We start from the raw sequence: 12546 nt of genomic DNA, 5'->3' as shown, positions 1-12546 counted from the left end.
GTGAAGAACTTGAATAAGAAAAAATATTGGTTCGCGGGAATTGCTATTATCATTTTTGCGGCGATTCTTACCTTTTATTTTGTCCAGAAAGAGCAAGAAAGAAAGCGCGAGGAAGCTCGTATTGCGGTAAATCTTGTTGCGATGGGTGATTCGTTAACGGAAGGATCTGGCGATGAGAAAGATAATGGTGGATACGTTGGGATTATTGCGTCCATGTTGTCTAAGCGTGAAGATGTAAGAAGTGTGAAGACAGAAAATTATGGCGTTGGTGGTAACCGAATTGATCAGTTGATGAAGCGCCTAGATACACAGCCTGATTTTCAAAAAGATGTCAAAGCAGCAAATGCGATTTCAATCACGATTGGCGGCAATGACGTGATGAAAGTAGTGCGCTCTAAATTACTAGACGCAGAGAAACAGGACTTTACAAAAGCAAGCAAGATATTCGATCAAAAATTGAAAGAATTGTTGGCAGAAATTCGTGATTTAAATGCTGATGCGCCAATTTATGTGTTCGGTATTTATAACCCGTACACCACTTATTTCGCTGATTTTGAAGTGTTCGACGAAATTATTGCAGAATGGAATGCGGCTACGAAAAAAAACGCTAGCGAAAACCGACGATGCGCATTTTATTTCGGTCACGAAGCAATTGGAAGAACGTGGGGACACAGCAGTTGGGAAGGCAAATCCGAATCTAGCAGGCGATTTATTTCACCCGAACCATGAAGGTTATCAGAAGATGGCAGATGCGCTTTATAAAGAAATGGTAACATCCATTCATGAGGGAAATATAAGATAGAGAAGGTGACTGGAATTGAAGGCGGAGAATAAGCAAATAAATTTTTGGAAATGGGCATTTCTTACTTTTGCTGGTATTCTAGTGCTCAGCTTTTGTTGGATTTACATGTCAATATTTTGGTTTTCACCGCATGTGCCGGAAGATGCAGGGCGTAAAGTGAGTACAAAAGACATGGTGGAATTTCCATCATCAACGAATAAAGCAGATTTGAATGCATTGATTGCGCATTATTTGCAAGATTTTCAAAAGGATAATGATGCGGATATAACGTATGATGTGTATTTAGCGGATGATGTTGTTTTCACCGCAGAGGCTCGCTTTTTAGGACAACCTGTGGACTTAGGACTTAATTTTACGCCAACATTACGAAAAGATGGCGTTGTTGTCTTGAAGCAAGTGGACTTAAGAATAGGTGCATTGCCGCTCCCCGTTTCGGTTGCGATGAAGTATGTACAAAACCAGGTGGAATTGCCGGATTGGGTTACGGTGTCTCCAAAAAGTCGGAAAATTTATTTGGATATGAATAAACTGGAATTAAAGGGCGGTGTAAGGGTGCGTGTCGATGCGCTTGATTTGAAGAAGGATGATATTTCGTTTACACTGTTAGTACCGACAAATTAAGATGGGGAGGTAAGACAATGAGTGAGAAAGCAATTTTTGCGGGTGGCTGTTTTTGGTGTATGATTAAGCCGTTTGATATGCAACCTGGAATTGAGAGTGTGGTTGCCGGTTATACGGGTGGTCATACGGTGAATCCAACATATAAAGAGGTCTGTAGTGAGACAACGGGACATACAGAAGCGGTCGAGATTACATTTGATCCAGCTGTTTTTCCTTATGAGAAATTGGTTGAGGTTTACTGGCAGCAGACGGACCCAACGGATGCAGGTGGTCAATTTGTAGACCGTGGATCGTCTTATCGACCGGTTATTTTTTATACGTCAGAGGAACAGCGTACTATAGCAGAGCAATCGAAAGCAGATTTGGATGCGAGTGGGCGTTTTAAAACGACCTGTTGTGACAGCAATTGAGAAGGCTGGACCGTTTTATGTGGCGGAGGAGTACCATCAAGATTTTTATAAGAAGGATCCGAGTCACTACAAGAATTATCGCAGTCATTCGGGGCGTGACCCATTTATCGATGCTAATTGGAAAGGGTGATTCGCTAATGAAGCAAGAGGATAAAGCAAAACGATTGAAGGAATTGAACGATTTGCAATATAAAGTGACACAGGAGCAAGGAACGGAAAGCCCATTTAAAAATGAATTTTGGGATAATGAACAACCGGGGATTTATGTGGATATCGTTTCTGGGAAGCCGTTGTTTTCCTCGCTGGATCAGTATGATGCTGGTTGTGGTTGGCCAAGTTTTACGAAGCCGATTGATCCGCTTGAGGTCTTGGAAAAACGAGATTTATCGCACGGAATGATTCGGACGGAGGTTCGTTCGGTGGATGCTGATTCCCATTTGGGTCATATTTTTCCTGATGGGCCGCGTGAATCAGGTGGAATGCGTTATTGTATTAACTCCGCGGCGCTTCGCTTTGTACCGAAAGATGCGCTTGAAGAAGCTGGTTATGGTGTGTATTTGCCGCTTTTTGAGTGATGGTGGAATGGTGCGGACCTTTGCTAAATGATGGTGAGCTACCGCTTGTTGTCGCTATATTTAGCATATGTTGTAGTTTTAGCGTTGAATACCTCTGCCAGGTTATGATAGAATTGGTAGGGGTATTAGTTTGTATTTTTCCAAGGAGGAATGAAGATGCAGAAAATTGCTGTGCTTGGTTTAGGTGGCATTGCGCAGAAAGCCTATTTACCGGTGTTTGCGCATTTGGATAATGTGGAGGTACATTTGTTTACGCGTGATGCGCAGAAGTTGAAGGCTATTAGTGAGAAATACCGATTTCATAATACGCATCATTCCATTGATTCGATTATTCGTGCGCAAGTCGATGCGGTGTTTATACATACGTCAACGGCAAGCCATCCAGAAATTGTTCGCGCATTTTTAGAGGCGGAGATTCCGGTTTATGTAGACAAGCCGGTTGCGGACGATTATGAAACGACGAAGGAATTGATTGAGCTTGCTGAGGCAAAAAATACGTTATTGATGGTTGGCTTTAATCGCCGTTTTGCGCCTCGATATGCGGCGTTGGCAGAAAAAACAGATACCAATATGATTTTGATGCAAAAACATCGGAAAGCGCAGGCAAATGATGCACGTACGTTTATCTTTGATGATTTTATTCATGTTGTGGATACGGTATTACATTTACTAGATGCACCGGTGGAGAAAATGACGGTTTTTCCGACGATGAATGGGGAATTATTATCAGCGATTACAGTGCAGTTTTTGGCGAATGGTCGGACGGCAACGGCGATTATGAATCGAGAAAGCGGTACAAGCGAGGAGCGTTTGACTGTCTTTACACCGGATGCGAAATTTGAAGTGGAGCACGTGACAGAGTTGCATGTATACGAAGGGACGGGCCATTCGATTGTGCGTTTTGGTGATTGGGAGACGACACTTTATAAACGTGGGTTCGAGTCGATTATTACGGCCTTTTTGGATGCGGTACGTGAGGGCAAGACAGAGCCAGTTACAAAAAAAATCAGCGCTTGAAACGCATCGGATTTGTGAAGAAATTTTGCGACATGTGGAAAGTTGACAACAGAAAGGAATGGGCGGCTTGGGACGATCGTTTTATCATTATTTAATGACTTACCGCGATACGATTAAACGGGATGCAGCGACGAAATTTGCAAATGATGCTTTTAAAGATCACAGTTTTCCGAAGCAGTCTACTGATTATTATGAGTTATGCGAGTATTTGGAGTTGAATGCTCCATATATTCCGAGCATGACGTTGTTTGATGATATTTGGAATAGCTATATTTTGGATGAAGAAAAAAAATGGGAGGCGATAGTCGATGAGTATTCATATTGAGGCAAAACAAGGCGAAATCGCAGAAACGATTCTTTTACCGGGAGATCCGTTGCGTGCGAAGTATATTGCAGAAACTTTTTTAGAGAATGTTACTTGTTTTAATGAAGTTCGTAATATGCTTGGCTATACGGGGACTTATAAGGGGAAGCGTGTATCGGTTATGGGTACTGGTATGGGGGTTCCATCGATTTCGATTTATGTGAATGAATTGATTCAAAGTTATGATGTCAAAAATTTGATTCGCGTTGGAACAATGGGCGCAATCCAAAAAGACGTGAAAGTTCGCGATGTCGTCATTGCGCAAGCGGCTTCGACGGATTCGCAAATTAATCGTAACACATTTGCAGGCGTAGATTTTGCACCAGTAGCTGATTTTGAATTGTTGAAAAATGCGTATGATGCAGGGCTTGAAAAAGGCCTAGCAATGCGTGTTGGAAATGTTTTTTCATCAGATCGCTTTTATAATGAGCAGTTGGATAAGCAACAATTGGCGGACCATGGTGTGCTTGGCATCGAGATGGAAGCAGCGGCACTTTATACGATTGCGCAGAAATTTGGACGAAAAGCATTGGCGATTTTGACAGTCAGTGATCACATTTTTACTGGGGAAGAAACGACGTCAGAAGAGCGCCAAACGACGTTCAATGATATGATTGTGGTTGCGTTAGAGTCTACATTGAAGTAGGGATGAAATATTTGTGGGGAGAATCTGACGAAGGAAGGTAACAAGACAAGATGATGCATTTTATTTCATTCATAATAGCGCTAGGATTGGCTAGTTTGAATACGTCAACAGATTATGTAACGGGTGACCTCAACCATCCTAGTGTGGAAACAGCGACAGCAGACCAAAAGGTAAATACAGAACAACCAGAAAGTAAGGATAGTACGGAAAAGAATAACAAGGCGGAGGGTACAAATTACCAAGATGATCCGCTTTATCCTTACATTGCTCAGCAAAATAAATTAGTAAAAAGAGAAGGTGTTCAATTTATTACGAACCCTGAGAACATATTAGTGCTCGCGAATAAGGAGTATTCTCTAGAATCAAGCTATTCGCCGCCCGATCTTGTTCGCCCGAATGTAACCTTTTCATTCGGTGATGCACAGGTAGAAAAAGCGCAGATGCGGAAGGAAGCTGGATCTCAGTTAGAGGTGATGTTTTCGGCGGCCAAGAAAGATGGTCTGACATTATATGCTGTCTCGGGGTATCGTTCGTATAAACGTCAGCAGGAGGTTTTTAGCGCGGAGGTTGCTGCGAAAGGTGAAGCAAAGGCAAAGGAAGCTGTGGCTGTTCCAGGTACAAGTGAGCACCAAACCGGTCTTGCAATGGATATCTCATCGAGTAATCAAGGATTTAACTTGACGGAGGCTTTTGGTGAAACACCGGAGGGTCAATGGTTGCAAAAGAACGCGCATCATTATGGCTTTATTTTAAGGTATATGAAAGGTAAGGAAGCTGTGACGCAATATCAATATGAATCTTGGCACTATCGCTATGTTGGGAAAGGCGCGGCAACGATTATTTATGAGAATGATTGGACGCTTGAAGAGTTTTTCGAACATGTGCAAGCATTGCAAAAGAAAATTGATAATGCCTAAATAGTGAATGATGAAGGGCTCTCACGTGATGTGGGGGTCTTTTTTATGGATGAAAGGAAACAAGTTGATTGACTAAAATACCCCCTATAGGTATAATGAGGTCATAGAGTTGTGAGAGGAGTTGGATGATAATGGTTCATGATAAACCAATTGTGCCACGTTCGGATGAAGATACAAAACAGGTGTTGAATCGTTTGCGGCGTGTGGAAGGGCAGGTTCGTGGAATCGCGCAGATGGTGGAGGAGAATCGTTACTGTGTTGATATTTTAGTGCAGATTTCAGCGGCTAATTCAGCGCTTAAGAAGGTTGGTTTACAAGTTTTGGAGCATCACGCGAAGCACTGTGTCGTAGATGCTGCGCAAAATGGTGAGTCGGATGAAGTGATGGATGAGTTGTTGAAGGTAATTCGGCAGTTCTCAAAAACGTGATAGATCGGGGGGATTTTAAAATGGAAGCGAAGAGGCAAGATTTGAATGTGTTCGGTATGACATGTGCAGCTTGTTCGACACGGGTGGAGAAGTCGTTGAAACGTGCAGTTGGTGTGGAGCGAGCCAGTGTGAATTTGGTGACAGAGAGTGCTGTAGTGTATTATGATCCCGAGCAGATAGGAACAGAACAATTGATTGATATTGTGAAGCATGCGGGGTATGAGGCAGCGGAGAAAATGTCAAAAGAAGAAAAAGATGCGGTATTGGAGAAGAAGTTTAGACGTGAGGTGCGGCAGTTTGCGCTGTCTGCTGTTTTGGCCTTCCCGTTATTGCTGACCATGGTGACGCATATCCCGTATTTACATCATACGTCATTTGCAATGGGAGTTGATTCGTTGATTAGTCCGACGGTTCAGCTAATCTTGGCAACGGTGATTCAGTTTTATATTGGTTGGCGATTTTATGTTGGGGCGTATAAGTCGCTCCGTGGTAAGAGCGCCAACATGGATGTGCTTGTGGCACTTGGGACATCAGCAGCTTATTTTTATAGCTTGGCAGAGTATGTCCGGCAAATGCTAAATCCTAATATAGAAGCACATTATTATTTTGAGACGAGTGCAATATTGATTACATTAATTTTGCTCGGGAAGTTGTTGGAGAGTTATGCTACATCGAAAACAACGCAATCCATTGCGGGGCTGCTTAAACTCCAATCGAAGGAAGCTGTTGTGCTGCGGGAGAACAAGGAGTGGAAGGTGCCTGTAGATGAGCTTGCGGTCGGCGATGTAATTTTAGTGCGCCCTGGTGAAAAAGTGCCGATTGATGCGGTTGTTTTGACAGGGGAAACGAGTGTTGATGAGTCGATGATTTCGGGAGAACCGGTACCTGTCGAGAAGAAGGTGGGGGATGCGGTGATTGGATCCACGGTGAATTTCGATGGAACATTTCAGGCGAAGGTAACGAAACGGATGGATGATACAGTGCTTTCGACGATTATTCGGCTCGTAGAAGAGGCGCAGGGTGTGAAAGCGCCAATTCAGCGTTTGGCAGATCGAATTTCGGGGATTTTTGTGCCTATTGTGCTAGGGATTGCGCTTGTGACATTCGTGGTTTGGATGATTGCAACAGGTGGCGTACTTGATCAGTCGCTACAAGTCGCGATTGCAGTACTTGTGATTGCATGTCCATGTGCGCTGGGTTTGGCAACGCCGACTGCGATTATGTCGGGAACTGGGAAAGCTGCCGAAAGCGGTATTCTTTTTAAAGGTGGCGAACATCTAGAGCGGACGGCGAAAGTGGACACGGTTATTTTTGATAAAACAGGAACGCTGACGGAAGGGAAATTACGTGTGACAAATATGTTAGATAGTCACGTGGATTTCAAACGTTTTGCAGGTGCAATGGAGGCACGGTCGGAACACCCGATTGCAAAAGCTGTGTTGGCTTATTTAGGCGATATAGAAGAGGCACGTGCAGAGAAAATTCGAGCAAAGGCAGGACATGGTATGGTGGGTATACTAAACGATGCTAGCGTGTCGCTTGGCTCGTATCGTTTTATTGCACAATCTGTCGCTATACAGCAAGACGTAGTTGATACGATGCAAAAGTGGATGGAAGCTGGGCAAACGATTGTCGCGATGAGTATCGATGGTGTATTTGCTGGTGCGTTCGGCTTGTTGGACACACCACGAAAAGAGGCTAAGGAAGCGATTTTACGGCTTCATGAATTGGGCGTTAAGACGGCTATTGCTTCTGGTGACCAAAGCGTTGTTGTAGAGAATATTGCGACAGAGCTTGGGATTGATGAAGTTTATGCAGAACAACTACCGAATGATAAGAGTGACCTCGTAGCTGATTTGCAAAAGAAAGGTCGAGTGGTAGCGTTCGTTGGCGACGGGATTAATGATGCACCGGCGCTTGCGACGGCAGACACGGGGATTAGTATTGGAACGGGAACGGATATTGCAATTGAGACGGGGGATGTGACACTTGTTGGACACCAATTGACGCTTGTTCCACAAACAATTCAATTAAGTCGAGCAACGATGCGGAATATACGTCAAAATTTTTTCTGGGCGTTAGCGTATAACTGCGCAGGAATTCCGATAGCAGCGCTTGGTTTGTTAGCGCCTTGGGTGGCAGGATTGGCGATGGCTGGCAGTTCGGTTTCGGTTGTAGTGAATGCCCTGCGTTTGAAACGATTGAAGTTGAAATAACAAGAAAAAGCTTAGAAATCATCTGGAAAATGGATTTCTAAGCTTTTTTAATGGATACACAATAACGCATTTTTGAAAAGATTTTGTAAGTGTTATTGACTTTTACAGGGTTTTTGTTTAATATAATAAACAAAAGTGAGTTAGGAGCGATAATCATGCAACGCTATACATATTTAAAACTAGCTTTAAAAGAAAATGGCTTTACTTTGCAGCAAGCTGCGGATCGAATTGGTGTTACGAAAGGTTATCTCAGTCAACTTATTAACAATAAAATCAAGGAACCGAGCGCTCAGAAACTGCAAGCTTTACATGAGGTACTGCATTTAGAATATCCTCCTCGTGAAAAAAATATCGGTGTTGTCTTTGGGAAATTTTATCCGTTACATACGGGGCATATTTATTTAATTCAGCGGGCTGCGAGCCAAGTAGATGAGCTTCATGTCATTCTTTGTCACGATGCTGTACGTGATTTCGAGCTTTTTCAAAAAAAGTTCCATGACGAAGCAACCAACTGTGGAGGATCGCTGGCGTTGGTTGTTACAGACGTTTAAGTACCAGGATAACATTAAAATTCACGATTTGTCGGAAGATGGTATTCCGCCATATCCGGATGGCTGGGATGAGTGGGCGATTCGAGCGAAAAAATTGCTTGCAGATAATCATATTCAGGCGAATGCGATTTATTCGAGTGAGCCAAAGGATGCAATTCGTTATCAGGAGCTACTTGGTGTAAATACGGTTGTCATTGATGCAGAGCGTTCGTTTATGAATATTAGTGCGACACAAATTAGGCAAGAGCCATTTCGTTATTGGGATTATATTCCAACGGAAGTCAAACCGTTTTTTGTGAGGAAAGTTGCCATATTAGGTGGAGAATCAAGTGGGAAATCGACGCTTGTGAATAAACTGGCGAATACGTTTAATACCACGAGTGCTTGGGAATATGGACGGGATTACGTCTTCTCTCATCTCGGTGGTAATGAGAAGGCTCTTCAATTTTCCGATTATGATAAAATCTCGCTTGGTCACGCGCAGTATATTGATTTTGCAGTGAAATATGCGAATAAGGTGGCGTTCATTGATACGGATTATGTAACGACACAAGCGTTTTGTATGACGTATGAAGGGCGTGAGCATCCGTTTGTGCAAGCTATGATTGAGACGCAGCGATTTGACTTAGTTATTTTGCTAGAGAACAATACGCCATGGGTGAATGATGGGCTGCGGCATCTTGGAAGTAAGGCTAAGCGCAAGGAGTTTCAGGATTTATTGGAAAAATTGCTAACGGAAAATGGAATTCCTTACGTGGCTATTACTTCGGGGAATTATGAGGAGCGCTATTTGGAAAGTATCCAGCTTGTGGAACAATTATTGAACGATAAAAAGGAGAATTCAGATGAAATCAGTCGTGATGAAAATCGGTCGGAATAAAGTTTATCCTTATCTTTGTGTTTTGCTTGTTACGATTGCGTTCTTAGCAACGAACCCATTGGTGAATTTTGAATGGCGATATCTATTATCTTATGTTGGTGCAATTTGTGGCTTGATTTGTGTTATTTTACTAGCTAAAGGCAAAAATAGTGGAAATATTTTTGGCATGTTGGCGGCGTTTGGCGAAATGAGTGGGAATTTTTTAGGGAGCAATATCGGGGCGGCATTGCCTAGTTTATATTATTTTGTGACGCACATTTTTGGCTTGGTAACTTGGAAAAAACATTTGGACGCAGAGGCAACATTGGAACCTAGAAAGTTGACGGAACGCCATTTTGGAATTGCTATTTTGTTTATCATTGGAGCTTCTTTTGTGAATATGTATTTGACTGGAATTCTTGGTGTTGCAAATGATCCGTATCAACTAATGCTGAATAACTTTATTTTTGCACTCGGTGTTACAGCTCAATTTTTAATGATTGCGCGGTTTAGTTTTAATTGGTATTTGTGGATTATAATGAACATGCTTGTGATTTCGCTTAATATTTATACGAAAAATCCGATTATCGCCACACAGTATGCGATTTATCTTTTTAATGCTGTTTATGGACTGCTGGAATGGCATGAATCGGAGGAAAAGCGCTCATTATCTGTGCAATAATTACCCAGGTAGGGTATAATAAGTGTAGATAAGGCGATAAAGGAGTGGAGAGAATGGCTAAATTAGTAGTAGAGATTGAAGGCATGAGCTGTGAGCATTGCGAAAAACGAGTTCGCGAGGCGATTGAATCTGTGGAAGGTGTCGAAAAAGCTGTCATTTCGCTTGAAGCTGGAACCGCAGAAGTGACGTATGTTGAGGGGAAAAACATACAAGATGCTATCGAGGAAGCTGTTGATGAAGCTGGTTATGAGGTTGCCATTTAAATGATAAGGAGATGAGTCAAACTTTGAAGGCTTTCGAGCTGGAAATGGGAGGCCCATCTTTTTTTTATAGGTACAACAACAAAAGCTACCCTTTCGGAGTAAAAGCTGATAGAATAAAGGAAAGTTAAAAATATCATACTAGGTTGTTTAGTGAGAAAGTGGTGAACATAGGAATGGAACAAGGACCGACAAATCCAAATGAATCAGAAAATGAAGAGAAGAAAGATGGGGCTACGAGAAAAGGTATCGTGAAAATGAAAATATTCCCATTTGTTATGCTGTTATTCGGATGTGTGTTTGCAACGGCTTTGGTAACAGCGATTGTAATGTCTGTGGGCGGAGATAAGCATGTGAAAGTGGCGATTCCTGAACGTAAGGAATTTACGAAACTTTATACAGTGTACGATGATATTCAGAATAAATATTTTAAGGATGTAAATACCGATAAAATGATGGAAGGCGCAATAAATGGTATGGTGGCTTCTCTTGGAGATCCGTATTCTTCATTTATGACATCGAAGGAAGCAGAGGAATTTGATAATACAATTTCTTCAAGTTTTTCAGGTATTGGTGTAGAGATTCAAGAAAGAGATGGTTACATAACTGTTGTATCGCCAATTAAAAATTCTCCAGCAGAAGCAGCGGGATTGCGCCCTAACGATAAGATTGTTGAAGTGGATGGCAAATCGATTAAAGGTATCTCCTCAACCGAGGCAACAACAAAGATTCGTGGAAAGAAAGGGACAAGTGTGACGCTCACTATTTCGCGTCCTGGTACAGATAAGCCATTTGATGTGAAAATTGTTCGTGACGAAATTCCAATTGAGACAGTATACGCAGAAATGGGTGCTGACAAAATTGCAAGGATTCAAATTACAACTTTCTCAGAAAATACGTATAGTGAATTCGAAAAAGCATTGAAAGATATGGAATCTAAAGGAATGAAAGGGTTAGTTGTAGATTTACGCGGAAACCCAGGTGGTTTACTTGACCAAGCGGTAGATATTGCGAGTTTGTTCTTACCTGATGGAAAAGTTATCGTTCAAGAACAGGAAAAAGATGGTTCAAAACAATCAATTAAAGCTGATAGTAGTGCGCATAACGGGTACAAAGTAAAAGTACCAGTTACGATGCTGATTGATGAAGGCAGTGCAAGTGCCTCTGAAATTTTGGCAGCAGCAGCACGTGAATCAGGTGGTATTCAATTAATCGGTGCGAAATCGTTCGGGAAAGGAACAGTACAAACAGCATTTCCACTTAGCGATGGCTCATTATTGAAATTAACAATCGCGAAATGGCTAACTCCGGACGGCGAATGGATTCATGAAAAGGGAATTAAACCGAATGTAGAAGTAGCGTTACCAGCTTACGCGACAATGGCGATTCCTGATGCCTCTAAAACTTATAAAGAAGGCAGTTTTGGCGATGATGTGAAAACAATCGAGACCATGCTTGATGCACTTAAATATAATGTTGGAAAAGTAGATGGTCTGTTTGATGCAGATACTACAGAAGGTGTGAAGGCATTCCAAGAAGCAAGCAAACTTAAAGTGGATGGCATTGTTACCGGCGCAACAACGGATGCATTAATAACAGCGATTCAAAAAGAGTTAAAAGTCAATGATCCGCAAGAGAAGAAAGCAGTTGAATTAGTGCAAGAACAATTGAAGTAAGGAGGGCTTGACATGGATAATTTTCTTGAAATAGAAACATCTGTGAAGCGCGTTTTTTAATAGTTTCCGTCATGAGGTAGATAGCATTTTAGATCGGAAACTAACAGGTGGCGAATTCCGTGTGCTGAGTCTCATTTCGAGTGGTGTTAATCGTACGACTGATTTATCCAAGAAGCTAGACGTTTCAGCGAGTCACATCACGGCGATTACAGACTCTTTAGTGGCGAATAACTTTATAACGAGACACCGCTCAGAAGTAGACCGCCGCATTGTGGTGCTAGAACTGACTGAAGAAGCAAGGGATTTTGTAGCTTCGATTGAACAGAAGAAAAAGGAAATGATTGTTCGCCGTTTCTCTGTGTTTACAGACGAAGAACGCGAGCAGTTTCAGGCATTGTTGAAGAAGTTAGCGGAAAATTAAAGAGTAAGAGCGGCCTCGATAAAGCCGCTCTTTTTTTTATTGGCGTGACTCTTTACAAATTGAATAATATAGGATATAATAACTAAAAAGTTGCGCAAAAG

At 42.2% G+C, this 12546-nt stretch carries 12 protein-coding genes and 4 pseudogenes; all 16 read left to right on the top strand.

Going from position 1 to position 12546, the window contains the following annotated elements; all coding sequences use genetic code 11:
* The first annotated feature begins 9 nt into the window (after positions 1 to 9).
* The 16 genes and pseudogenes from PROCOU_RS03860 (at position 10) to PROCOU_RS03790 (ending at position 12445) form a co-directional block, all read left to right on the top strand.
* A pseudogene (locus PROCOU_RS03860) lies at positions 10 to 802 on the top strand (SGNH/GDSL hydrolase family protein).
* A gap of 9 nt (positions 803 to 811) precedes the next feature.
* Positions 812 to 1423, top strand: coding sequence for a YpmS family protein (locus PROCOU_RS17415; RefSeq protein WP_036069771.1), 612 nt, complete (start codon positions 812 to 814; stop codon positions 1421 to 1423).
* A 17-nt stretch (positions 1424 to 1440) separates the two neighbouring features.
* Positions 1441 to 1963: pseudogene (msrA, locus tag PROCOU_RS03850) on the top strand (peptide-methionine (S)-S-oxide reductase MsrA).
* 7 nt (positions 1964 to 1970) lie between these two features.
* Complete coding sequence (gene msrB, locus PROCOU_RS03845) at positions 1971 to 2408, top strand: peptide-methionine (R)-S-oxide reductase MsrB (protein ID WP_036069770.1); 438 nt, start codon at positions 1971 to 1973, stop codon at positions 2406 to 2408.
* A gap of 156 nt (positions 2409 to 2564) precedes the next feature.
* Positions 2565 to 3471, top strand: a pseudogene (locus PROCOU_RS03840) (Gfo/Idh/MocA family protein).
* A 21-nt stretch (positions 3472 to 3492) separates the two neighbouring features.
* A complete protein-coding gene (locus PROCOU_RS03835; protein ID WP_036069768.1) occupies positions 3493 to 3750 on the top strand; it encodes a YozE family protein in 258 nt (85 codons plus the stop codon).
* Positions 3734 to 4435: a purine-nucleoside phosphorylase gene (gene deoD, locus PROCOU_RS03830; RefSeq protein ID WP_036069766.1), complete on the top strand. Its 702-nt coding sequence runs from the start codon at positions 3734 to 3736 to the stop codon at positions 4433 to 4435. Before PROCOU_RS03835 ends, deoD begins: the two co-directional genes overlap by 17 nt.
* 50 nt (positions 4436 to 4485) lie before the next feature.
* The gene (locus tag PROCOU_RS03825; RefSeq protein ID WP_036069765.1) at positions 4486 to 5352 is read left to right on the top strand and encodes a M15 family metallopeptidase; all 867 of its coding nucleotides are present in this window, start codon (positions 4486 to 4488) and stop codon (positions 5350 to 5352) included.
* Between the two features lie 131 nt (positions 5353 to 5483).
* On the top strand, positions 5484 to 5780 hold the full coding sequence (locus PROCOU_RS03820) for a metal-sensing transcriptional repressor (protein WP_036069763.1): 297 nt from the start codon (positions 5484 to 5486) through the stop codon (positions 5778 to 5780).
* A gap of 20 nt (positions 5781 to 5800) precedes the next feature.
* Positions 5801 to 7996, top strand: a complete 2196-nt coding sequence (locus tag PROCOU_RS03815; protein WP_036069761.1) for a heavy metal translocating P-type ATPase — start codon at positions 5801 to 5803, stop codon at positions 7994 to 7996.
* Between the two features lie 155 nt (positions 7997 to 8151).
* Positions 8152 to 8547 carry an adenylyltransferase/cytidyltransferase family protein gene (locus PROCOU_RS18020; RefSeq protein ID WP_208855799.1) on the top strand — a complete coding sequence of 132 codons (396 nt, stop codon included), beginning with the start codon at positions 8152 to 8154 and terminating at the stop codon, positions 8545 to 8547.
* Entirely contained in the window at positions 8435 to 9427 is a 993-nt protein-coding gene (gene nadR, locus PROCOU_RS03810; protein ID WP_341871247.1) for a multifunctional transcriptional regulator/nicotinamide-nucleotide adenylyltransferase/ribosylnicotinamide kinase NadR, read from the top strand. The genes PROCOU_RS18020 and nadR overlap by 113 nt, the downstream gene beginning before the upstream one ends.
* The gene (gene pnuC / locus PROCOU_RS03805; protein WP_051994176.1) at positions 9393 to 10088 is read left to right on the top strand and encodes a nicotinamide riboside transporter PnuC; all 696 of its coding nucleotides are present in this window, start codon (positions 9393 to 9395) and stop codon (positions 10086 to 10088) included. Before nadR ends, pnuC begins: the two co-directional genes overlap by 35 nt.
* Positions 10089 to 10141: 53 nt before the next feature.
* Positions 10142 to 10351 carry a heavy-metal-associated domain-containing protein gene (locus PROCOU_RS03800; RefSeq protein WP_036069759.1) on the top strand — a complete coding sequence of 70 codons (210 nt, stop codon included), beginning with the start codon at positions 10142 to 10144 and terminating at the stop codon, positions 10349 to 10351.
* Between the two features lie 173 nt (positions 10352 to 10524).
* A complete protein-coding gene (locus tag PROCOU_RS03795; protein ID WP_036069757.1) occupies positions 10525 to 12024 on the top strand; it encodes a lmo1851 family serine protease in 1500 nt (499 codons plus the stop codon).
* Between the two features lie 12 nt (positions 12025 to 12036).
* Positions 12037 to 12445, top strand: a pseudogene (locus PROCOU_RS03790) (MarR family winged helix-turn-helix transcriptional regulator).
* The last annotated feature ends 101 nt before the right edge of the window (positions 12446 to 12546 follow it).

This window comes from Listeria rocourtiae FSL F6-920, assembly GCF_000525975.1.
In the GTDB taxonomy this organism is placed as follows: domain Bacteria; phylum Bacillota; class Bacilli; order Lactobacillales; family Listeriaceae; genus Listeria_A; species Listeria_A rocourtiae.
This window is presented reverse-complemented; position numbering and strand designations above follow the sequence as displayed.